The sequence below is a fragment of the Streptacidiphilus sp. P02-A3a genome (genome assembly GCF_014084105.1).
Taxonomy (GTDB): domain Bacteria; phylum Actinomycetota; class Actinomycetes; order Streptomycetales; family Streptomycetaceae; genus Streptacidiphilus.
The window spans coordinates 236,791-258,074 of record NZ_CP048289.1 but is presented as its reverse complement, the minus strand read 5'-3'; the positions used below and the strand labels follow the sequence as shown (position 1 = coordinate 258,074).

Genomic DNA, 21,284 nt, shown 5'->3' with positions numbered 1-21,284 from the left:
CGGCAGCCGAACCGGCGGCGGAACCGGCCGGCCGCACCGGCAGCGGAAGGGGTCCGCGGGCGTGATCAGCCGGTGGAGCGCACCAGCAGCCGACCGTCGGCGACGGTCTCGCCGTCCTGCTCCAACAGCACCCGTACCGGCGTGCCGCCGAGCGCGGCCGGGCCCGCCTCGGCCCGGACCAGGCACGGCCGGTCGAACTCGACGTACTTCTGGAACCGCGAGCTCAGCCCGGTGACCAGCAGCTCCGGCCAACCGGTGGCCAGGCAGGCGGCCTGGCGCATCGCCTCGACCAGGACCATGCCCGGCAGATGGTCGACCTCGTGGTCGAACAGCACCGGATGCCGCAGGTCGGAACGGACCTCCCAGACCTGGCGGTCGGCGGTCGGCGCGAGCACCACGTCGGTGCTCCGGTCCCGGCCGACCAGCGGCGGCGGTACCGGCAGCGGCAGCCGCCCCCGGTGCGCCACCCCGCCGCGCTCGCCGCGCAACCGCCGGTAGGCGGCGGCCGAGGCGCAGCTGAGCACCCCGTTGCCGGTGCCCAGCGGGCGGCCGTCGCGGATCACATGAACCTCGATCCGCATACCGGAGATGGTGCTGCCACGTCTGCGGAGTTCGCCGCAGGTCACCATCAGGGACAGGTCAGCGGGCCGGCCGTGGCAGGCCAGGCCCTCGGGGTCGACGTCGAAGGAGAGGTCACCCATCAGGAACTGGGTACCGAGTGGGACGCCGAAGGCGCCGTGGGCGAGGAGCAGGCCGGCTTGGCGGATGGTCTCCGCCATCAGCACCGGGTCGTACCAGAGGTCGGCGACCGGCGGATAGTAGCTGTGTCCGCGCGGCCACTGGGCACCGACGGTGAAGTCCAGCTCACCGACGGAGCGCCAGTCGGTCAGCAGGACCTCGGACACGGCTGATCGGTGTACCAGGGCCCGATCCACCGTCCGGTCGAACAGGACGGCGTTCGGCGGTGTTTCCAGTAGCTGTGCCACTTCGCTTGCTCCCCCCTTAGAGCGGTCGAAAGACAGGTACATCCTACAGACTGGCCGGTTTGTTTTTAAGGCCCATCAAGACCCAACTAGCAGTTTTTACATGGAATTTCGAAGAAGTTGGCCGCTTTTCACGATGCGGGAAAACAGACCGCGTAAGCGGTCACGGATCCGTGCCCACCGGTATACACAGGGTTGACCATGGGTCGGCGAACGGCTGAGGGCCCCTTCACCCTGCCGTCGTCGGCAGGGTGAAGGGGCCCTCGGGGCCGCGGGGTTCAGCGTTGCACGGCCGAGGAGAGCAGCCCCCAGGACGCCAGGTGTTCCACCGCCGGGTCGTCCTCGCCGAACTCCGGCACCCCCAGCGGTTCGGTCGGCCGGTCCAACGCCCAACGCAACAGCGCCGCGCCGATGTTCATGCCGCCGCCGAATCCGGCCAGCAGCACCAGGTCACCGCGACCGAGCGCGCCCCGGCGGTGCACCGTGTCCAGCGTCACCGCGACCGAGGCGGCCCCGGTGTTGGCGTGCTGATCCACCGTCAGGTGCAGCGCGGCGTTGGGCAGTCCGAGCTCCGGCCAGACCTCGGCCAGCATCACGCCGTTGGCCTGGTGCGGAACGAAGTGCCGGATCTGACCGGCGGGCATCCGCGCCCGCTCCAGCAGCCCGCCGACCGCGGCCGGCAGCTCCCGCTGGACGAACTCGCGGACCGCGCGGCCCTCCATCCGGAAGAAGTGGCCGCCCTCGGCGAGGGTCAGCTCCGAGGCCGGGGCCCGGCTGCCGCCCGCCTGGACGCCGATCAGCCGGTGCTGGTCGCCGCGCCCGATCAGCGCGGTCTCGATCACCCCGAGCCCGGTCGGCACCGGGCCGAGGACCACTGCCCCGGCGCCGTCGCCGAAGAGCACCGCGGTCCGGCGGTCGGAGTAGTCCAGGATCCGCGAGTAGATGTCGGCCCCGACCACCAGCCCGTACCGGGCCGCCGGGTCGCCGCCGCTGCCGTCGCCGTCGCCGAGCAGCCGCACGCCGACGGCCAGGCCGTACAGGAAGCCGCTGCACACCGCGTTGACGTCGAAGGCCGCCGCCCGGTGGGCGCCGATCAGGTGCTGCACAATGCTCGCGGTGGCCGGTTGCGGATGGTCCGGGGTGGACGTGGCGACCACCACGAAGGCCAGTTGGTCCGCGGTCAGACCGGCCTGCCGCAAGGCCCGCCGGGCCGCCTCGGCGGCCAGGTCGGAGGTCGCCTCGTGGTCGGCCGCGCGGTGCCGCTGCACGATCCCGGTCTTGTCCTTGATCCAGTCGGCGGTCACCCCCGCCCCGGCCGCGATCTCCTCGTTGCTGATGACGTTCTCGGGCACGTACGAGCCGGTGCCCACGATTCCGATGGGTGACACGTCTCCTCCTGCTCTGCGGTACAGGCTGGGATGAGCTCTGGGCGCCGCGTCCGGGTCAGACGCGGGCGGCCCCGGCCGCCGTGGTCGCCAGCCGCCGCCAACCGTGCGCGGCGGCGTGACCGGCCAGCACCGGGTCGTCGCCGACGACGACCGGGCGACCGACGGCGGCGAGCAGGTCCAGGTCGCTGGCGTGGTCGCCGTACGCCCAGGACGTCTCCAGGTCCAGGCCGCGGACGGCGGCCACCACCTGGGCCACCCGGCCCTTGGCCGGGCCGATCAGCGGGGAGACCACCTCCCCGGTGAGCACCCCCTGGCGGATCACCGGGCGGGTGCCGAAGGTCCAGTCCGCGCGCAACTGGGCCGCGATCGGGTCCAGACAGGCGAAGAACGAACCGGAGACCAGCACGGTGAAGTACCCCTCGGCCCGCCGGGCGCCCAGTTCCGCCACGGTCTCCGGGATGAACAGCTCCCGCTCCACGGTGTGCTCGAACCAGGCCTCCCCGGCGGCGGCGAGCCGTTCGGCGCTCTCACCGGCGTAGAGGCGGTAGTAGGCCCGGTTGATCCGGTCTCTTGGCGCGCCCTCGGCGGCGGCCGCGCGGATCCCGCCGACCAGCCGCTCGTAGGTGCCTTCGGGCTCTCCCCGGCGGCGCAGGTAGAACTCAAGGAAGTGGAACATGCTCTTCACCCGGACGAGCGTCTCGTCCACGTCGAAGAAGGCGCCTGCGTTGCTGCTGGGCATCGGTCCTCCGTAGGGATCGGTACCGGTCCGGGTCAGCCCCGGATCCGGGCCAGGGTGAGGGCGAAGCGGGCGATCGACTCGTCCCGCTGGCGGACGTCCACGGTCAACGGCAGTTGGGTGACGACGCTGCCGGGACCGGCCTCGGCCAGCTCCAGCGGGCCGCCCTGGGTGAAGTACCCGGGTCCGCCGTCGGCCCCGTCGGCCGGCCGCTCCTGGCCCGGGGTGGCCAGCAGCACGGTGGCCGGCTCCAGCTCGCCGAACTTGGCGAAGGTGACGTTGAGGTCGACCAGGACGCTCTTGGCGGTGGAGATGCCCCGGCTGTCCAGGGCGGTGAACAGCGCCAGCTGACGGGCGGCCTCGGCCAGCACCATGCCGGGCAGGTGGTCCTGCGGGTGGTCGAACATGCTCGGGTGGTCGGCCGGTATCCGCAGTACCGCATGCCCGACGCCCTCCCGAAGCTCCGGGTCGAGCAGCACCACGTTGCCCGGGTCGGTCCGGCCGACCAGGTACGGGACGGCCGGGGTGCCCGGCTCGGCGGACCACCCGGCGGAGGTCGGCGGCTCGGCGCCGTCCCGGTTGCGCAGCCGCAGCTGCCGGTACCCGGCCGGGTCGCGGAACCGCAGGCCGACCCCGGCCCAGCCGATCCGGGTACCGCCGACGGAGAACTCGAAGGACTGGTCGAGGCCGGTGACCCGGCCCTCCCGCACCCGCCGGTCGACCACGGTCACCGCCATCGCCAGGTTCAGCGGGGAGCCGCCCATGGCCAGCAGCTGCGGGCGGACCAGGTGGATCCGCAGGTAGGTCAGGATGAACTTGTGGTCCGCCGGGATCCCGTAGATCTCGTGCGCGGCGGCCAACGCGGCCTGCCGGGCCGCCTCCAGCAGCAGCACCGGGTCGTGCGTGCTGGGGCGCAGCAGGTGGTCACCGTAGTACGCGTGCGAGCGGGGCAGTTGCGCGGCGGCGGCGTAGTGCGCGTCGTCGCCGTACGTGCGCAGGTCGGTCACGAACACTTCGCCGAGCGAGTCCCGGTGCACCAGCGAGCGGTCCACCGTGAGCGCGAAGGACAGCTCCGGGGTGGGCTGCGCCTGCGCTGTCGCGGGTACGGGTGCGGGTGTGGTGGTCATTACGGGCTCCTTCATCTGCTCCAGCATCGGGTCGCCCGGGCGTTCGGGTCGCCCGGGCGGGCGACGAGCGGTCAGTAGCGGGTGCCGACGACCTCCCGGCCCAACCGGCCGAGCAGGCCGAGGTCTTCGGCGGTGAGGTCGAGTTCGGACGCGCGGACGTTCTCCTCCAGGTAGGCCAGCCGCTTGGTGCCGGGGATCGGCACCACCTGCTCGCCCTGGGCCAGCACCCAGGCCAGTGCGACCTGCGAGGCGGTGCTGCCGTAGCGGGCGGCGACATCGGCGACGCCGTCGGCGAGCTTCTGGTTGGCCTCGATCGCGGCGGGCTGGAACCGCGGGTTGCCCAGCCGCCAGTCGTCGCTCTCCAGTTGCCGGGCGGCGGTGATCGCGCCGGTGAGGAAGGCCCGGCCGAGCGGCGAGTAGGCGATGAAACCGGCGCCGTTGGCGCGGCACCAGGGCACGATCTCGTCCAGCTGGTCCTGGCTCCACAGCGAGAGCTCGCTCTGGACGGTGGCCACCGGGTGGATCCGGTGGGCCGCGTCCAGCTGCTCGACGGTGACCTCGGACAGGCCGATGCTGCCGACCTTGCCCTCGGCGACCAGCTCCACCAGCACGCCCCAGGACTCCTCCACCGGCACCTGCGGGTCCACCCGGTGCAGCTGGTAGAGGTCGATCCGGTCCACGCCGAGCCGCCGCAGCGAGCCCTCGGCGGCTGCCCGCAGCTGTTCCGGACGGCCCTCGGGGACGATCTCGCCGTCCCGGACGACCAGTCCGCACTTGCTGGCCAGCACCAGTTCGTCGCGTCGGCCGCGGATCGCCCGGCCGACCAACTCCTCGTTGGTGTGCGGTCCGTAGACGTCGGCGGTGTCGATCAGGGTGGCGCCGAGGTCGATCGCCCGGTTGATCACCCGGATCGACTCGGCGTCGTCCCGGCGGCTGCGGCTGTAGGCGAAGCTCATGCCCATGCAGCCGAGGCCGATCGCGCCGACCTCAAGTCCAGGGCTGAGCTCTCGGGTACGCATAACCAGGTTTCTCCTTGCGGTAGTGGGTGGTTGATGATCCGTCAGTCGTGCTTGAGTTCGCGGTCGCGGACCACCGCGTAGGTGGTGACCGCGCCGAGCAGGGCCAGTACCGCCAGCACGATGAAGGTGGTGTGCATGGCCGTGGTCAACGCGTGCCCGACGGCGGTGCTCGCCGCCGCGCGACCGGAGGCGGGGATCGCGTCGAGTGATCCGCCGAGCCGTCCCTGCACCGCGTCACCGGCCAGCGACTTGACCTGACTGGCCGTCAAACTGCTCGCGCGGTGCCGCAGGTCGCTTCCGGCGAGGCTGGCCAGCAGGGCTCCGGCCCCGGCGATGGCCACCGACTCACCGGTGATCCGCATGGTGTTGAAGATGCCCGAGGCCATCCCCGAGCGCTCCACCGGGACCACGCTCACGGCGGCGTTGTCCATCACCCCGAAGGCGCTGCCGACGCCGATGCCGAAGACCAGCAGCGGCCCGACCAGCGTCGCCCAGCTGTCCCCGGGCTGGAGCACCACCAGCCACAGCGAACCGGCCGCGATCAGCGCCGAGCTGGCCGCGAGCATCACCCGCAGCGGCAGCCTGGCCGCGAGCCGTCCGGCCAGCAGCGGCAGTACCAGCACCGGCACGGTCAGCGGCAGCAGCATCGCCCCGGCCACGGTGGAGCTGTGCCCGCCCACGCCCTGGAAGTACTGCGGCAGGTAGACCAGCAGCACCACGAAGCCGAAGGTGATGGTGAACGGCTGGCAGACCACCACGATGAAGGTCGGCCGGCGGAACAGCGACAGGTCGAACATCGGCCGCTCGACCCGCAGTTCCACCGCCACGAAGAGCGCCATGAACACCACCGCGCCGACCAGCGAGCCCACTGCGGCGGCACTGGCCCAGCCCTGGTCGGGGCCCTCGACGAAGACCATGGCGACCAGGAACAGGCTGCCGCTGAAGGTCACCAGCCCGCCCCAGTCCACCGACCGGGCCTCCGGGTCGCGCGACTCGCGGACCTTCGGCACCAGCAGCAGCACGACCGCGCCGAGCACCACGTTCATCAGGAAGACCGAGCGCCAGCTGATCGCGCTGACCAGGGCGCCGGCGACCAGGGGTCCGAGGGCCAGGCCGAAGCCGAAGGAGGCCCCCAGCACCCCGAAGGCGCGGGCCCGGGCGGGCCCCTCGAAGGTGGCGGCCAGGATCGCCGCACCGCTGGTGAGCACCCCGGCCGCGCCCACGCCCTGGACCGCGCGGGCGACGTCGATCAGCACGATGTTCGAGGCCAGGCCGCAGACCAGGGACATCGCCAGGAAGATCTCGATCCCGATCAGCAGCACCCGCTTGCGGCCGAAGCGGTCGCCCAGGCCGCCCGCCGCCAGCAGGCAGGCGGCGAAGGTCACTCCGTAGGCGTTCTGCACCCACTGCCCGGCGCCCACCCCGGCGCCCAGGCTGGTCGCCAGGCTCGGGAGGGCGACGGCCGGTCCGGTGACGGTCAGCGGCAGCATCACGCTGGCGAGCGCCACCGCCAGCAGGGTCGGCAGTCCGCCGGCCGCGCGGCGCTCCCGGCGCTCAGCCCCCGGGCGGGGTTCGGCTAGCACGCTCATCGCTCTCCCCAATCCATCAAGAATCTGAGTACATCACGAATCGCTATGACTGTAAGATATCTTATGCTCAGCGTCAATCTTCAACGCTGCGTCCTTCCCCACGCTGTGGAGCCGTGCAACCCACCTCACTCACCGAGGAGTCACCGGCATGTCCCAGGAACCCAACACCCAGTCCGACCTGGACGTACTGATAGTCGGCGGCGGACCGACCGGCATGATGGCCGCCTGCGAACTGCTGCGGCGCGGTATCCGGGTGCGCATCGTCGACCGGACCCCCGAACCCACCGCCTTCCCCAAGGCACTGCTGCTCTGGCCGCGCAGCCTCGACCTGCTGGACGACCTGGGCGCGCTGGACGCGGTGCACCGGGCCGCGCTGCGGATCAACGCCTTCGCCTACTTCTCCGACCGCAAGCCGCTGGCCACCTTCGAGTTCAGCGAGGACCTGGCACCGCTGTGCCTGCCGCAGAGCGAGACCGAGCGGGTGCTCCGGGACCGGCTGCGGGAGCTCGGCGGCAAGGTGGAGCGCGGGGTGCGGCTGCTCTGCTTCGACGGCCTGGACTTCTCCGGCCGGATCTCCGCCACCGACGGCGTCACCGCCGTCCTGGAGCACACCGACGGGCGGATCGAGCGGCTCCGGGCACCGTTCGTGATCGGTGCGGACGGCGCGGGCAGCGCGGTTCGCGCACAGATCGGCACCGATTTCCGGGGCAGCACCTACGAGACCGCGTTCGCGCTGGTCGACGCCCGGATCGAGGGCGAACTCCCGCCCGACCAGGCGCTGTACTACCAGTCGCCGAAGGGCGCGCTGGTGGTGGTGGCGCTGCCGGACGGCGTGTACCGGTTCTTCTCCAGCCTGCCGCCCGGGCAGCAGGTGAGCGTGCCGATGATGCAGGCCATCGTGGACGAGCGGGGACCGCGCGGGGTGCGCATCGCCGACCCGGTCTGGCAGAGCGTCTTCCGGGTGCACGCCCGGCACGCCGGGGACTTCCAGCTCGGCCGGGTCTTCCTGGCCGGGGACGCCGCCCACGTGCACAGCCCGGCCGGCGGCCAGGGGCTCAACACCGGGCTGCAGGACGCGCACAACCTGGCCTGGAAGCTGGCGGCGGTGATCCGCGCCGAGGCCCCGGAGGAGCTGCTGCTCAGCTACGGCCCGGAGCGCTCGGCGGTGGCCCAGAAGGTGGTCCGCGACACCGACATCCAGACCCGGGCCTGGCTGGTGAACAGCCCGGCCAAGGTCCGTGCCAGGGACGCCGCGTTCACCCTGGCCGACCGCTCCGGCCTGTCCCGGCTCTACGGTCCGGTGATGGCCGGACGACGACTGGCCTACCCCGCGCAGCGGCCCAGCCAGCTGCCCGGCGGCCTCCCGGCCTGCCGGGTCCGCGGCCAGCTGCCCGGCGGCCTGCGGCCCGGCGCGGTGCTGCCGCGCGCGCTGGCGCTGCACCACGGCCTGGCCGGTCCCGAGGCGGACCCGCTGAGCTGGACCGTCCTGCTCACCCCCGGTCCCGGCGACCAGGAGTGGACCACCCAGGCCGAGCACCTGGCCGCCCGCCGCCCGCAGGTCCGGGTGGAACGGGCCGCGCACGGCCTGGCACTGCGGCACACCGGCTGCGGCCGGGCCGGGTACTACCTGGTCCGCCCGGACGGCCACATCGCCGCCCACGGACACTCCGGCGACCTGGACCGGCTGGAGACCGAACTCGTCACCGCACTCGGCCCGATGCCCGCGTACACCCTCACCGCCCCCGCAGGAGAAGCCAAATGACCGAGCTCACCGAGCCGCAACTCGCCCCGCCGCAGACACCCGCCGTCCCCTTCGTCGAACCGGTCTTCGCGCTGCACCGCGGCGGCAAGCTGGAGGTCCGCTCCACCGTCCCGCTGCGTGACGCCGCCGACCTGGCACTGGCGTACACCCCGGGCGTGGCCCGGGTCTGCTCCGCCATCGCCGACCGGCCGGAGCTCGCCCACCAGTACACCTGGAGCGGCAACACCGTGGCCGTGGTCTCCGACGGCACCGCCGTGCTCGGCCTCGGCGACATCGGCCCGGCCGCCGCGATGCCGGTGATGGAGGGCAAGGCGCTGCTGTTCAAGGAGTTCGCCGGGGTGGACGCGGTGCCGATCTGCCTGGACAGCACCGACACCGACGCGCTGGTGGAGACCGTGCGGCAGCTCGCGCCGAGCTTCGGCGGGATCAACCTGGAGGACATCAGCGCGCCGCGCTGCTTCGAGATCGAGGACCGGCTGCGGGCGCTGCTGGACATCCCGGTCTTCCACGACGACCAGCACGGGACCGCGATCGTGGTGCTGGCCGCGCTGCGCAACGCCGCCCGGCTGACCGGACGTCCGCTGTCGTCGCTGCGGGCGGTGGTGGCCGGGGCGGGCGCCTCCGGGGTGGCGGTGACCCGGATCCTGGAGCAGGCCGGGATCGGCGACATCGCGGTCTCCGACAGCAAGGGCCTGCTCCACCCGGGCCGCGCCGGGCTCAACCCGGTGAAGGAGGCGCTGGCCGCCGACACCAACCGGAGCGGCCTGCGCGGCTCCACCGAGAGCGCGCTGCGCGGCGCGGACGTCTTCATCGGCCTGTCCGGCGCGACCGTGGCCGAGGAGGCGATCGCCTCGATGGCGACCGGGTCGATCGTCTTCGCGCTGTCGAACCCGACCCCGGAGATCCATCCCACGGCCGCCCGCCGGTACGCCGCCGTGGTCGCCACCGGACGCAGCGACTTCCCCAACCAGATCAACAACGTGCTGGCCTTCCCCGGCGTGTTCCGGGGCGCGCTGGACGTCCGCGCCCGCACCATCACCGAGGGGATGAAGCTGGCCGCCGCGTCGGCCATCGCCGGGATCGTCGGTGACGACGAGCTCTCGGCCGACCTGATCATCCCCAGCCCCTTCGACCCGCGGGTGGCCCCGGCCGTCGCCGCCGCCGTGGCCGCCGAAGCCAGGGCCGGCCGGGTGGCCCGGGCCTGACCCGCGGCGCCGCTCGCACCGGGTCCCCGGTGGCGACGGCGAACCGCCCGCCGACCAAGGCGCCGCCACTCCGGCGGCCCGGTCGGCGGGCGGTGGTCGGGTGCCGCGCGCGGGGTCAGGCCGCCGCGGGCTGCCTGATCCCGTCCGCGGTGACCACCTCCACCGAGTCCTGCGCCTCGTCCAGTACCCGACTCAGCGTCAGATGGCGGCCCAGTACGCACTCTTTGATCCATTCCACCTGGTAGCGGTCCGCCAGCAGCCCGTCGCGCAGGCTGACCCGCAGCCGCAGCCGCTCGGTCGGCAGCCCCGCGTCCAGCACCGCCACGTCGGCGTGCCGCACCTCCTCCACCGACATCGCCAGCTCGGCCAGTTCGGACCGGCTGAACCGGGCGCCGCGGAAGCTGAGGACGTCGTCGAGCCGCCCCAGCAGCCGCACCGCCGGGGTCGGCGAGCCGCACGGGCAGGTGGCGAACTCCGCGGTGTCGCCGGTGCGGTAGCGCAGCAGCGGGGTGATCGCCCGCTCGTGCAGGGTGCTCACCAGCAGCTCGCCGTCCAGCACCTCCAGGTACTGGTGCCGCATCGGGTGGAACACGTTCCGGCCGCAGTCGGGGCCGTTCCCGGCCACCGCCCAGGACTCCACCGAGCCGTACAGGCCCCAGACCTGGGCCCGCGGGATCACCTCCGCGATCAACTCGGCGATGGTGCCGTCCAGTCCGGTGCCGAACCACAGCAGGGTGCGCAGCCATTCGAGCCGACGGCCCGTCACCTGGCAATAGCGAAGCAGCTCCCGGATGGTCGGGGTGTCCGCCGCGAGCGCGTTGGCGCCGCACTGACCGAAGAAGTCCACCCACCGCGCCAGGTCGCCGCCCTCCGGGCTGCCGTACGGGATGCTGGACGAACCGCTGAGCGCGGCGAGCGAGTTGCACAGGTCGTGGGCCGGCCAGAGCCGGGTTCCCCGGGACAGGTTGAGCAGCGTGTCCCGCGGTCCGAGCGGCTGCCAGTCGCGCAGGATGTCGGCGGCGAACAGGTCGGCCGGTACCAGCGTGGCCGAGGGGCGCTCCGCGGTGCCCCCGCCGAGGTAGAGGACCGAGCCGCGGTCGCGGGTGAGTCCGCTGCGGATGCCGCCCCAGACCGCCCCGCGCAGTTCCTCACTGGACAGCGGGGGCAGCCCGTCGATCCCGAGCGGCCCCCCGTCCTCGGTCGACGTCCGGTACTTCTCGGCGAGTTCGGGAAATCCGGCGGCCCGGTCCAGCAGCGCCCGAAGCTCCGGGCCGGTCGGGCGCGTGGCGACGCCCGGATGATCGACGTGCTGCAAGGTCATGCGATGCGTCCTTCCACCGGACCCCGGCGGGGGTCTGCCAATGCATTGCACATTCCGTCCGACTCGATTGAAGAACCGACCGGACGGTTTGTCAAATGAACTCGGTGTTGCGCCCCAGCGCATCCGCGAGCTCCGGGGCGGCCAGCATCGGCAGGACCATCGTCCACAGTTGGGAGACGGTGTCGGCCCGGGACCGGCCGGGGTTGCTCTCGCACAGCGCCAGCCCGCCGAGCGCCAGTACCAGCAGTGAGGAGGCGGCCTCCCGGGGGTGCACGCCGGCCCGCAGCTCGCCCTGCTCGGCGGCCGCCGCGAGCAGCGCCTCCACCGGTTCCATCCAGTCCGCGTAGGCCTCCCCCGGCGGCAGCCGCAGCGCCGCGCAGCTCAGCCGGATCCCGGCCCGGCAGACCGGATCGTGGTCCAACCGCCGGGCCACCGCCGCGCCCAGGCCGATCACCGCCCGCAGTCCGGCCTCCGCCGCGTCGGCCCGGGAGTGCCTCGCCACCAGTGTCGAGAGCACCTCGCGCGCCTCCGCCCCGACCGCCTCCAGCAACTCCTCCTTGGATCTGAAGTGGTAGTACAGCGCACCCTTGGAGACCCCCGCCGTCCTGCTGATCAGCTCCATCCCGGGCAGCGGGTCGACGCCGCCGAGGGCGTCCGCGCCGCCGTCGATGAGCTCCGCCGCCGCCTGGATCAGCCGCTGCCTGGTGCACTCCGCCCGCTTCTGCATGGGCATGACAGTTCTCCCTGTACGAGCAGCCCGTTTCCCCCCGGCCCGCCCGGAGGGGGTCAAGTGGAGCAAACTGATCGTGCTGTTTTGTGGTTTCACCCAGGCCCGGGAAACGATCGGGCCCAGATCACCCTACGTCGACCGGCTGCGGCGCGGACAGCCGCAGGTCCCGGGTGGCGCCCGGAACAGCGAGCCCGGGCAGCAGGAACTCCCAGAGCTCGACCAGCCGTTGCTCCAGATCCCGGCGCCCGGTGAAGACCTGGGAGACGATCTGGGTCCCGGCGAAGGAGCTGATGATGAACCGCGCCGCCGCGTCGACGTCCAGGTCCAGCCTGACCGTTCCCTCGCCCTGGGCCCGCAGCAGCAGGATCCGGACCAGTTCGATCGAGGCCAGGTAGGGCCCCGGTGACGGCTCGGAGAAGGAGCTCTCGATCGACAGTCTGATGCTCGCCCGGACGATCGGACTGTCCCGCAGCGCCTGCGCCATGGTGTGCGAGAGGTCGATGATCGCCTGGAGAAACGGACCGGAGGCGTTGCTGAGCGCGGTCAGCGCGGCCACCTCCGAGCCCTCGATCTCCTCGGCGATGGCCTCCTTGGACGGAAAGTGGAAATAGAGCGCTCCCTTGGTCACCCCGGCCCTGGCCAGGATCTCGGAGACACTGGCCCCGGCGAACCCGTGCTGGTCGAAGACCTCGGCCGCCGCCTCGATGATCGTCTGCCGTGTCTTCTCGGCCCGCTCCTGTCGCGCCATCAGGGGACCTCCATCTGTTCGCTTCGGCAGAAACAGCCAAACCTGTATGTTTGTTGGGTGGCTAGACCCCGTACCCGCAGGCACAGCTTCTATGTTCCCCACCGAAGAGACTAGATGAAACAAACGCTTCGGTCTCGTTAACCATCGTTTCCTCCGCTAACGATGTGACCGGGACAGTGTCCGGTGGTACTCACCGACCCGTTCCCGATGCCACCAGGCGCCACCGGCCCGCCGCTCCGCCCCGGTGGTGAACCGGTAGCGGTAGAGCACCGCCCGGATCCGCTCCGGCGGCCGGTCGGCGAAGGGGTTGCCGCGCAGCAGCCGCAGCGTGTCCCGGTCGCCGTCCAGCAGTTTGCGCAGCAGCGCGCCCAGCCACGGGCGCGCGTAGCCGGGGTTGAGCGCGGCGAACCACATCAGCCAGTCCAGCCGCAGGTGGTACGGCGCCCACTGCCGCGGCCGGCGCCGCGGATCCCCCGGCTTGCCCTTGAACTCGTAGGCCAGCCAGGTCAGTCCGTCGGCGCTGCCCTCGATCACCACCTCGTGCCGGAGCCTGGTCACGCTGCCGAACGCGCCGTAGCTGTTGACCAGGTGGAGCGGGTCGAAGGAGCGGTTCATCACCTGACGGCGCGACAGCAGGTTCCGCGCGGGCCGGTAGCTGAGCGCCAGCACCAGCGCGGTGTAGCCGAGCACGCAGACCTGGAACCAGACCGGGGTGGCCGGGTAGGCCCGGCTGCCGCCGCCGCTGACCGCGCCCAGCGCCAGGGTGATGGTCAGCCAGTTCAGCCAGGCGAAGTTGCCCGAGCAGACCAGCCACAGCTGGGTCAGCACGATCAGTCCGGCCGCGACCGTCGGCACCGGCTGCGGCAGCAGCACCGCGATCGGCGCGCCCAGCTGCACCACGTGGTTGGCGGCGGCCTCGACCCGGTGCAGCGGGGCCGGCAGCCGGTGGAACCACCAGCTGAACGGGCCCGGCATCGGCTGGGTCTCGTGGTGGTAGTACAGGCAGGTCAGATCCCGCCAGCAGCGGTCCCCGCGCAGCTTGATCAGCCCGGCCCCCACCTCCACCCGGATCAGCAGCCAGCGGACCAGCAGCAGCACCGGCCACGGCGGCGCGACCCGCCCGTTGCCCAGGAACACCGCCAGCGCGCCGGTCTCCAGCAGCAGCGACTCCCAACCGAACCCGTACCAGGTCTGGCCGACGTTGACGATGGACAGGTACAGCGCCCACAGCAGCAGCCAGACCAGCATGCCGCCGCCGAGCGGCAGCGCGTCCGTCAGCCCGGCGGCGGCAGCGGCGGCCAGGGCCACCCCGGTCCAGGCCACGGCGGCGAGGAAGCGGTCCGAGTAGTGCAGCCGGAACAGCGACGGGCTCTCCCGCGCGGTCGAGTGCGCGAGGTACCGGGGCACCGGCAGCAGCCCGTGCTCGCCGATCAGCGCCCGGCACTGGCGGGCCGCGGCGAGGAACCCGAACAGGTACACCCCGGCCAGCGTCCGTTGCAGCAGCAGGCGGCCGAGCCAGTACCCGGGGGCGTCGAACCAGCTCATGCGCACCACTGTGCCGCACCGGGGAGCGTGCGCCCCGCAGCCGCGCGCGCCACCCACCGGTCAGCTGTGCGGTCACCGGCCCGACCAGCGCCCGGCGTCGCGTGTTGCCCAGCTGTGACACGGGCCGGACAGTTCAGCGACTCACGGCTGACAGGCTTCTCTCATCGCACCGACGCGGCTGGCACAGCGTGCGGGCGCCGACCACTGCCCGACCAAGGTCCTCGACCAACGTCCCTGGGGGAAAACCGACATGCTGAACCGTCTCCGTACCGGCGCCGCCGCCCTCGTCGTCTCCGCCGCCATCAGCGGCGTCGCCCTGATCGGCTCCGCCGGTGCCGCCGTCGCGGCCGTCCCGGCCACCCCGGTCGCCGCCGCGCACGGCGAACTGACCGTCAGCAACGGCAGCCACTCGGTGCTGATCAACGGCCACTGGGTGAACTTCGGCGTCACCGTCCGGGACCTCGCCTGGTCCCCCGACGGCAGCAAGGCCGTGTTCATCGACGGTTCGGGCAACCTGGTCACCGCCAACCCGAACGGCAGCGGACGGGTGGTCGTCGCGGTGAACCCCGGTCGGCAGACCTGGTCCCACCCGACCTTCGAGGTCGTGCACGGGAACTCGACGGACGGGATCCCCAGCCGTGACAACATCATCTTCACGGTCGACGCCAAGGGCGTGGACCAGCTGGACTACGTGTCCGCCACCGCCCACCACGGCAAGCCGCAGCTGCTGCCGCTGGGCAGCGAGTCGGGCGACGACACCGTCGCGCCGCCGATGACCGGCAACTCCTGGGCGAACAGCGCCGGGACCTTCGGCACCGCCGTCTACGAGAACACCAACGGCTACGTCTACTTCCGCGACGACTACACCCGGCAGCAGGGCGGGACGCTCGCCCGCGGCTCCGAGCCCTCGCTGTCGCCGGTGGCCGACGTGGAAGACGTGGTCTTCGTCCGCTCGGTCGCCGGGCACGACCACCTCCTGGTCGAGAACGTGGTGACCGGCACGGTCAAGGACCTGACCCCGCACGCCACCACCGACTACACCGAGCCCACCTGGTCGACCGACGGCAGCACCATCGCCGCGCGCACCCCGACCGGCATCGTCACCCTCGCGGCCAACGGCTCCGGCCAGCCGGTCCGGTCCACCACCACCGTCGGCCTCCCCGCCTGGCGCGCCTGACCGACCGACGCGAGGGGCGGTACCGGGATCCGGTACCGCCCCTCGTCCGTTCGACCCGGATCAGACCCGACCGGTGCCGACCAGCAGTTCGGCGGCGGCCACCCCCGAGGCGATGGTGGCACCGTGGGTGGCGATCTGCAGCACCTCCGCGTCCAGGGCGCCGGGCAGGCCCATCTCCACCACCACCGCGTCCGGACGGGCCCGCAGCAGCTGCGCCAGCGCCTCGGCCATCCAGTCGTGCCGGGCGGCGTCGCGGACCACGACCACCAGCGGGCGACCGGCCGCCGGGGCCAGCCCCAGGTCGTCCAGCACCGGGCTCTGCGGCTCCAGGTCGTCCCGCTGCACCCGGACGAAGGTGGTTCCGGGCAGCCGCTCCCGCAGCGGAGTGGCCACGCCCCAGGGCGTCTCCTTGCTGATCGCCAGGTTCATCGTCGGCACCAGCTCGACCACGTGCGGCGCGGCCTTCAGCGGGAGCGCTCCCTGGGCGGCCTCGGTCATCCGGATCGCCCGGCGCGCGGCCACGAAGCCTATGTCGCCGCTGATCCGGTCGGTCGGGACCGCCGCCGCGCGGGCGGTGGACCAGTCGGCGAAGGCGCTGACCCGGGCGGCGGCGTCGGCCAGCCGCTCCTCGCTCAGCTCACCCGTGGCGACCGCGTCCACCAGGGCGTTGATCAGCAGGTCGACGGTGCCCTCGTCGGCGCTCTCGCCGCCGACGCAGATCGCGTCCGCGCCGCCGACGACCGCCCGGACGGTGGCGCCGTCGATCCCGTACAGGTTGGTGACCGCGCCCATCTCGATGCCGTCGGTGACCACCAGGCCGTCGAAGCCGAGCTCGGTGCGCAGCAGGTCGACCAGGATCCGGCGGCTCATGGTGGCCGGGTTCACCGGGTCGTAGGCGGGGACCAGCAGGTGGCCGCTCATCACCGCGCGCACGCCCGCGTCCAGCGCGGCCCGGAACGGCGGCAGTGCCTGGGCGGCTATCTCCTCGACGCTGGCGTTGTAGCTGGGCAGCCCGTGGTGCGAGTCGACGGCCGTGTCGCCGTGGCCGGGGAAGTGCTTGGCGCAGGCGGCGACCCCGGCCGACTGGAGGCCCCGGATCCAGGCGGCGGAGTGGCGGGAGACCAGGTCGGTGCTGGCGCCGAAGGAGCGGACGCCGATCACCGGGTTCCGCGGGTTGGAGTTCACGTCGGCGCTGGGCGCGTAGTTGAGGCTGACCCCGGCGGCGTGCAGCTCCCGGCCCAGGTCGCGGGCGACCGACTCGGTCAGCTCGACGTCGTCGACGGTGCCGAGGGCGAAGTTGCCGGGGCGGGTCGAGCCGGTCCAGGACTCGATCCGGGTGACGTCCCCGGCCTCCTCGTCGATGGCGATGATCAGGTTGGGGTTCTCGGCGCGGAGCTGTGCGGTGAGCCGGGCGACCTGGGCCGGGGTGGCGATGTTGCGCGAGAACAGCACGACGGCCCCGAGGCCCTCGCTGATCCGCCGCAGTACCCACTCAGGTGCCTGGGTGCCGACAAAGCCGGGCTGCACCAGGGAGAGCGCGAGTCGTCGCAGCTCCTGACTGGGCGTACTAGACAACATCAACCGGGCCTTCCGATAGTGCCTACGCGCAAACCGCTACCTGGGCTGTTGGTCCAGACCAATCGGATATTGGCCTAGGCCAATTTGCGCTGTCAAGGGGAACCATCGAAATCGGCGGGCGGGCGGCGTCCGAGGTCAGCGCCCCCGAGGCGGGGCCCGGCCGCCGCCCGCACCGGCCCGGCCTGCGAATCGTCCGAGGCCGGGGCGGAGCGGCGGCGTACCGACGCGGATCGGGACGCCGCCTGACGGACGCTCAGCGGAATCCGGCGGCCGGACCGGCCTCCCGGGCGGCCCGGCTCCGGAGCACGGCCCGGACGGCCAGGCTCAGGAGAACAGCACCGAGCGCAGCTTCAGCCGCTCGGAGCCGTAGCCGCCGAAGGGGCGCAGGCTGAAGTAGTCACCGGTGCAGTCGACCCCGGTGAAGACCACGGCGGTCGCGTCGGTGTAGTTCCGCGGGCTGTCGGCGGGCGGCGCGTACTCGTCCCGGGCCTCCGGCAGGGTCAGGCACTCCCGGCTCGGCGGGTCGACGAGCTCGCCGACCCGCAGGCCGCCCGACCGGTCGTGGAAGACGTAGGTGAAGTGGCCGCCCGCCGCCTCGGCCGAGGTGGGCAGGGTGAGCACGAGAGCGGCGGCGGCGAGGGCGGCGGCGACGGTGCTGCGGAGACGCATGGGGGACATTCCTTCTGCTTGGGGACGGACCCGACGCCGGGAGCTGTCCCCGGGCAGCGGCGGGGGGACACGCCCGCTCACCCGAACGGGCAAGCCGAAACGATCCGCCCTCGGCCGTTCGGCCGACCGGGACCGCCCCACCGGCCGGAAGGCACGGCGGCCGGAAACGCGCGGTGCCCCGGAACGCGGCGGCGTTCCGGGGCACGTCGTGCCGTGGGCCTGGTGCTTCGGACCGGTCCGAGCGAGCGGGTCAGCGCGAGTGCGCCGCCAGCGAGTCCACGAAGAGTGCGCCGTTCACGGTGCCCCAGCCGGTGGCCAGGTCGTAGCCGGGCCCGGCCTGGTTCCCCTTGACCCCGCCGTAGCTGTTGTTGCCGGTGGTCACGTCGACGATGCCGTTCCCGGCCGCGTCGCTCTCGGCCAGGCCGTACAGCTCCGGGTTGATCAGGCCGAGCCGGTGGCCCGCCTTCTGGTCGGCCAGCGCGACGATGCCGGAGAACAGCGGCGCCGCCTCGCTGGTGCCGCCGACGACCCCCCAGCCCTGGTTGGGCAGGTACGAGGAGTACACCCAGGCGCCGCCGTTGACCGCCGCGCTCATGCTGATGTCGGGGGTGCCGCGGTGCGTGCCGACCTTTCCGGCCACGCCGTTCTGGTAGGCCGGACGGGAGAAGACGTAGGACCAGCCGCCGCCGCCCGCGCCGTAGCCGTCGTTCCAGGTGGTGTCCGGCGCGGTGCGCGCGCCCGCGTTGTTCAGCGTCAGCTCGGTGCCGCCGACGGAGGTGACCAGCGGGTCGGTGGACGGCCAGGAGTTGGCCGGGTACTTGTACAGGCCCCCGGCGGTGGTCTCACTGGCGGCACCGACGTCCCCGGCCGCGCCGAGCACGGTGACGCCCTTGCGCTGGGCGTCGGTGAAGGCGTAGCGCAGCGAGGTCAGCGAGGGGGTGCCGTTCTTGCCGAACCCGGGGAAGGTGTTCTCGGTCGCGCCGAAGCTCTGCGAGATGACGTCGCCGACCCCGTGGTCGATCAGGTACTTCTCGGCGTCCATCATCTGCGGCAGGCCGCTGGTGCCCTCGTTCTCGTTCACCGCGGTCTCGACCAGCACGATCCGGGCGCCGGGGGCGATCGCGTGCGCGTACTCGACGTCGAGGGTGGTCTCCCCGGCCCAGCCGGTCTGGTTGCTGTCCTTGGGGTTCCAGGCCGGGAGCTTGCCCCACGTGACCACGTCGACGCTGGTCCCGGGCAGGCCCCAGGTCCGGTCGAACACGTTCAGGTCGTGCTGGATGGTCGGCGAACCGTAGGAGTCCACCAGCACGATGGTCCGGCCCTTGCCGGTGATCCCGGCGCGGTAGAGCGGGTCGAGGTCGTACGCGGTCTGGTACTGGAGCGGCGAGTAGCAGCGCACCTTGATCTTGGTCAGGCAGGCCGAGGTCGGGATCGGCGCACTCATCCCGGATATCAAGGTCTGCCCGATCGAGGCGGGGACCACCTGGACCGGCGGCGCGGCGACGGCGGCCGTGCCGCTCCCGGCCGGGGCGGCCCCGGCGGAGACCAGCAGCGCGGCGGCACCGGCGGTGAGCGCGGCGGCGGACCTGGTGGCGCGGTTGCGGGCGGTGCGGCGTTCCATGGAACTCCTCAGACGATGTCAGGCGGGTCCTCTTGACCGTTCCCCCATGAGCGGGCCAGATGTACCCCTCCGTCAGAAACACTTCAGCCCACGCCAGGGAGACCGATGATGTGATAGTCGCCCACTCGGGCCCGAATGGACACCCCTGAACGGGGGGACAGCACCCCCGCCCGGGGACTTGCGCGCCCGCCGCCCGCCCGCGCCCGCCCCGCAACCACCCGGATGGACCGCCGCCCGGATGACCGCCGCCCTGACGGACGTGGCTCCCGGGCGGCGGCAGCTGACGCTGGCTAACCTGAGACGGCGGCAGGTCGGAGCGCCGGCGGTCACCCGGTCCGGCGCCCGCGGCGCGCCCGCGTCCGGCACCGCGATCCACTCCACCGCTCCCCAGGGATGGGCCCGGGGACCGGGTAGCGCTAGGGTCTGGAGCCCAGGACCGGATGGAATGGGGGCGGCCACTGATGGCCCCGGACGAACAAGTGGTCGGCCGTACCGGTGTGCTGCTCGTCGGCACCCGGGGAACCGCAGGGCCCGGCGAGGTCCTGGTGCACGTCCGCGGCGGTACGGAGACCTTCCTCGCCTGGTCCCCCGAGCCCCTTGCCAAGGGCGCGCCGGTACTGGTGATCGAGTCCCGGGGCAGCCGCCAGGTCGATGTCATCGAGTGGGCTGATCCGTTGAACGCGTTGACCGGCGATCCCGGCGACGACGACTGAGGAGACAAAAGGATGTTCGGTTACCGGGTTCCCGCCCCCGACGAGGCCATGCTGATCTCGGGCAGCCGACGCGGGATGGGGTCGGCACCGTTCCGGGTGGTGACCGGCCACGGCGCGTTCGTACTACCGATCTTCCGCAAGACCCGCTTCCTGACCCTGGCCATGTGCGAGGCCGAGGTCGACGAGACCTGCGTCACCAAGCAGGGCATCGCGCTGACCGTGCGCGCGGTGATCGCGTTCAAGGTCGGCAACGACACCGAGAGCATCGTCAACGCGGGTCAGCGCTTCCTCTCCGACCAGGACCAGATGTCGGTGCTGACCGGCCGGATCTTCGCCGGTCACCTGCGCTCCATCATCGGCTCGATGACGGTCGAGGAGATCGTCACCGAGCGGCAGAAGCTGGCCACCGAGGTGCTGGAGACCTCCAAGACCGAGATGGCCACCATCGGCCTGACCGTGGACTCGCTGCAGATCCAGTCCATCGACGACGGCCAGACCGGCTACATCGCCGCCATGGCCGCCCCGCACAAGGCCGCCATCCAGCGCCAGGCCCAGATCGCCCAGGCCCTGGCCACCCAGCAGTCGGCCGAGGCGCAGCAGTCCGCCGAGCGGAACCAGGCCGAGTACCAGCGGCAGACCGCCGTGGTGCGGGCGCAGTACTCGGCCGAGGTGGAGCGGGCCCAGGCCGAGGCCGCCCAGGCCGGGCCGCTGGCGCAGGCCCAGGCGCAGCAGGAGGTGCTGCTGGCGCAGACCGAGCTGGCCCAGCGCGCGGCCGAGCTGCGCCAGCAGCAGCTGGTCGCCGAGATCGTGAAGCCCGCCGAGGCCGAGGCCGAGCGGATCCGGGTACTGGCCACCGCCGAGGCCAACCGGATGAAGATCCAGGCCGAGGCCGCCGCCTCCTACGACCGGGTGGCACTGGACCGGATGCTGATCGACCAGCTCCCGCTGATCGTCAAGGAGGCCGCCAACGGCCTGGCCGGAGCCAACGTCAACGTCCTCAACGGCGCCGACGGCCTCAGCGAGATCGCCGCCGGCCTGGTCAGCCAGGGCCTGACCATCCTGGACTCGGTCCGCGCCAACCTGGGCACACCCCAGGGCGGCGGCTCCCAGTCCGGCCGGGGCGACAACGGCGAGCGGCGGCGGCGCGACGGCGGTCCGATCGAGATCGAGTAGCGGCCGCCCGGGCCCGCTCCCGGAAGCTGTTTCCCGGCTGTGACACCGCCAGGACCGTACGACGACCTGGCGGTGCCACGCTTCCCCCAACGCAGCGGGCGGCGACAGGTCCGGGCGGGCCGAAGGCCCGTGGACGCCGAGGCGGTCACTGCGGGACGGGACCGCGATCGGATCGCGGTCCCCAGGCCCACGTCCGAGCC

18 protein-coding genes are annotated in these 21,284 nt (G+C 72.6%); 5 read left to right on the top strand and 13 right to left on the bottom strand.

Annotation, left to right across the window (positions count from 1 at the left end; genetic code table 11):
* Window positions 1-65: 65 nt before the first annotated feature.
* The 6 genes from GXP74_RS01205 to GXP74_RS01180 all read right to left on the bottom strand — a co-directional run bounded on the left by GXP74_RS01205 (window position 66) and on the right by GXP74_RS01180 (window position 6,842).
* Window positions 66-1,028 carry a ScbA/BarX family gamma-butyrolactone biosynthesis protein gene (locus GXP74_RS01205; protein WP_225447641.1) on the bottom strand — a complete coding sequence of 321 codons (963 nt, stop codon included), beginning with the start codon at window positions 1,026-1,028 and terminating at the stop codon, window positions 66-68.
* A 233-nt stretch (window positions 1,029-1,261) separates the two neighbouring features.
* Window positions 1,262-2,371, bottom strand: a complete 1,110-nt coding sequence (locus GXP74_RS01200) for a 3-oxoacyl-ACP synthase III family protein (protein WP_182449555.1) — start codon at window positions 2,369-2,371, stop codon at window positions 1,262-1,264.
* A 55-nt stretch (window positions 2,372-2,426) separates the two neighbouring features.
* Complete coding sequence (locus GXP74_RS01195) at window positions 2,427-3,110, bottom strand: HAD family phosphatase (protein ID WP_182449554.1); 684 nt, start codon at window positions 3,108-3,110, stop codon at window positions 2,427-2,429.
* A gap of 32 nt (window positions 3,111-3,142) precedes the next feature.
* Window positions 3,143-4,234, bottom strand: coding sequence for a ScbA/BarX family gamma-butyrolactone biosynthesis protein (locus GXP74_RS41755; RefSeq protein ID WP_182449553.1), 1,092 nt, complete (start codon window positions 4,232-4,234; stop codon window positions 3,143-3,145).
* A gap of 71 nt (window positions 4,235-4,305) precedes the next feature.
* Window positions 4,306-5,253: an aldo/keto reductase gene (locus tag GXP74_RS01185; RefSeq protein ID WP_182449552.1), complete on the bottom strand. Its 948-nt coding sequence runs from the start codon at window positions 5,251-5,253 to the stop codon at window positions 4,306-4,308.
* A 41-nt stretch (window positions 5,254-5,294) separates the two neighbouring features.
* Window positions 5,295-6,842: an MFS transporter gene (locus GXP74_RS01180; RefSeq protein WP_182449551.1), complete on the bottom strand. Its 1,548-nt coding sequence runs from the start codon at window positions 6,840-6,842 to the stop codon at window positions 5,295-5,297.
* A gap of 148 nt (window positions 6,843-6,990) precedes the next feature.
* Between GXP74_RS01180 and GXP74_RS01175 the strand changes: the two genes are divergently transcribed.
* Together GXP74_RS01175 and GXP74_RS01170 are read left to right on the top strand one after the other, a co-directional pair.
* Window positions 6,991-8,604: an FAD-dependent monooxygenase gene (locus GXP74_RS01175; RefSeq protein ID WP_182449550.1), complete on the top strand. Its 1,614-nt coding sequence runs from the start codon at window positions 6,991-6,993 to the stop codon at window positions 8,602-8,604.
* Window positions 8,601-9,809: an NADP-dependent malic enzyme gene (locus GXP74_RS01170; RefSeq protein ID WP_182449549.1), complete on the top strand. Its 1,209-nt coding sequence runs from the start codon at window positions 8,601-8,603 to the stop codon at window positions 9,807-9,809. The genes GXP74_RS01175 and GXP74_RS01170 overlap by 4 nt, the downstream gene beginning before the upstream one ends.
* A 115-nt stretch (window positions 9,810-9,924) precedes the next feature.
* Here the strand turns inward: GXP74_RS01170 and GXP74_RS01165 are convergent, their stop codons facing one another.
* From GXP74_RS01165 to GXP74_RS01150, 4 genes are all read right to left on the bottom strand, one after another.
* Window positions 9,925-11,130 (bottom strand): hypothetical protein, encoded by a 1,206-nt coding sequence (locus GXP74_RS01165; protein WP_182449548.1) that lies wholly within the window; start codon window positions 11,128-11,130, stop codon window positions 9,925-9,927.
* Between the two features lie 91 nt (window positions 11,131-11,221).
* The gene (locus GXP74_RS01160) at window positions 11,222-11,863 is read right to left on the bottom strand and encodes a TetR/AcrR family transcriptional regulator (RefSeq protein ID WP_182449547.1); all 642 of its coding nucleotides are present in this window, start codon (window positions 11,861-11,863) and stop codon (window positions 11,222-11,224) included.
* 121 nt (window positions 11,864-11,984) lie between these two features.
* Window positions 11,985-12,608, bottom strand: a complete 624-nt coding sequence (locus GXP74_RS01155) for a ScbR family autoregulator-binding transcription factor (protein WP_182449546.1) — start codon at window positions 12,606-12,608, stop codon at window positions 11,985-11,987.
* Between the two features lie 156 nt (window positions 12,609-12,764).
* Window positions 12,765-14,153 (bottom strand): lipase maturation factor family protein, encoded by a 1,389-nt coding sequence (locus GXP74_RS01150; protein ID WP_182449545.1) that lies wholly within the window; start codon window positions 14,151-14,153, stop codon window positions 12,765-12,767.
* Window positions 14,154-14,403: 250 nt separating this feature from the next.
* On the opposite strand from GXP74_RS01150, the gene GXP74_RS01145 reads away from it, so the two are divergent.
* Window positions 14,404-15,330, top strand: coding sequence for a PD40 domain-containing protein (locus tag GXP74_RS01145; protein WP_182449544.1), 927 nt, complete (start codon window positions 14,404-14,406; stop codon window positions 15,328-15,330).
* A gap of 60 nt (window positions 15,331-15,390) precedes the next feature.
* Here the strand turns inward: GXP74_RS01145 and GXP74_RS01140 are convergent, their stop codons facing one another.
* The 3 genes from GXP74_RS01140 to GXP74_RS01130 form a co-directional block, all read right to left on the bottom strand.
* Window positions 15,391-16,908 carry a glycoside hydrolase family 3 protein gene (locus GXP74_RS01140; protein ID WP_182449543.1) on the bottom strand — a complete coding sequence of 506 codons (1,518 nt, stop codon included), beginning with the start codon at window positions 16,906-16,908 and terminating at the stop codon, window positions 15,391-15,393.
* Between the two features lie 324 nt (window positions 16,909-17,232).
* Entirely contained in the window at window positions 17,233-17,577 is a 345-nt protein-coding gene (locus GXP74_RS01135; RefSeq protein ID WP_182449542.1) for a hypothetical protein, read from the bottom strand.
* A 250-nt stretch (window positions 17,578-17,827) separates the two neighbouring features.
* Window positions 17,828-19,198, bottom strand: coding sequence for a S8 family serine peptidase (locus GXP74_RS01130; RefSeq protein ID WP_182449541.1), 1,371 nt, complete (start codon window positions 19,196-19,198; stop codon window positions 17,828-17,830).
* A gap of 461 nt (window positions 19,199-19,659) precedes the next feature.
* Between GXP74_RS01130 and GXP74_RS01125 the strand changes: the two genes are divergently transcribed.
* Window positions 19,660-19,911 carry a hypothetical protein gene (locus GXP74_RS01125; RefSeq protein WP_182449540.1) on the top strand — a complete coding sequence of 84 codons (252 nt, stop codon included), beginning with the start codon at window positions 19,660-19,662 and terminating at the stop codon, window positions 19,909-19,911.
* A 12-nt stretch (window positions 19,912-19,923) separates the two neighbouring features.
* Window positions 19,924-21,084 carry a flotillin family protein gene (locus GXP74_RS01120; RefSeq protein WP_182449539.1) on the top strand — a complete coding sequence of 387 codons (1,161 nt, stop codon included), beginning with the start codon at window positions 19,924-19,926 and terminating at the stop codon, window positions 21,082-21,084.
* Window positions 21,085-21,284 lie beyond the last annotated feature (200 nt).

Bases quoted from the DNA above. Each gene is read 5' to 3' on its own strand.
- GXP74_RS01155 (WP_182449546.1), bottom strand. From the start codon at position 12,608: ATGGCGCGACAGGAGCGGGCCGAGAAGACACGGCAGACGATCATCGAG.
- GXP74_RS01180 (WP_182449551.1), bottom strand. From the start codon at position 6,842: ATGAGCGTGCTAGCCGAACCCCGCCCGGGGGCTGAGCGCCGGGAGCGC.
- GXP74_RS01150 (WP_182449545.1), bottom strand. From the start codon at position 14,153: ATGAGCTGGTTCGACGCCCCCGGGTACTGGCTCGGCCGCCTGCTGCTG.
- GXP74_RS01175 (WP_182449550.1), top strand. From the start codon at position 6,991: ATGTCCCAGGAACCCAACACCCAGTCCGACCTGGACGTACTGATAGTC.
- GXP74_RS01165 (WP_182449548.1), bottom strand. From the start codon at position 11,130: ATGACCTTGCAGCACGTCGATCATCCGGGCGTCGCCACGCGCCCGACC.
- GXP74_RS01140 (WP_182449543.1), bottom strand. From the start codon at position 16,908: ATGTTGTCTAGTACGCCCAGTCAGGAGCTGCGACGACTCGCGCTCTCC.
- GXP74_RS01205 (WP_225447641.1), bottom strand. From the start codon at position 1,028: ATGTACCTGTCTTTCGACCGCTCTAAGGGGGGAGCAAGCGAAGTGGCA.
- GXP74_RS01185 (WP_182449552.1), bottom strand. From the start codon at position 5,253: ATGCGTACCCGAGAGCTCAGCCCTGGACTTGAGGTCGGCGCGATCGGC.
- GXP74_RS01120 (WP_182449539.1), top strand. From the start codon at position 19,924: ATGTTCGGTTACCGGGTTCCCGCCCCCGACGAGGCCATGCTGATCTCG.
- GXP74_RS01145 (WP_182449544.1), top strand. From the start codon at position 14,404: ATGCTGAACCGTCTCCGTACCGGCGCCGCCGCCCTCGTCGTCTCCGCC.
- GXP74_RS01195 (WP_182449554.1), bottom strand. From the start codon at position 3,110: ATGCCCAGCAGCAACGCAGGCGCCTTCTTCGACGTGGACGAGACGCTC.
- GXP74_RS01130 (WP_182449541.1), bottom strand. From the start codon at position 19,198: ATGGAACGCCGCACCGCCCGCAACCGCGCCACCAGGTCCGCCGCCGCG.
- GXP74_RS01160 (WP_182449547.1), bottom strand. From the start codon at position 11,863: ATGCCCATGCAGAAGCGGGCGGAGTGCACCAGGCAGCGGCTGATCCAG.
- GXP74_RS41755 (WP_182449553.1), bottom strand. From the start codon at position 4,234: ATGACCACCACACCCGCACCCGTACCCGCGACAGCGCAGGCGCAGCCC.
- GXP74_RS01135 (WP_182449542.1), bottom strand. From the start codon at position 17,577: ATGCGTCTCCGCAGCACCGTCGCCGCCGCCCTCGCCGCCGCCGCTCTC.
- GXP74_RS01125 (WP_182449540.1), top strand. From the start codon at position 19,660: ATGGCCCCGGACGAACAAGTGGTCGGCCGTACCGGTGTGCTGCTCGTC.
- GXP74_RS01170 (WP_182449549.1), top strand. From the start codon at position 8,601: ATGACCGAGCTCACCGAGCCGCAACTCGCCCCGCCGCAGACACCCGCC.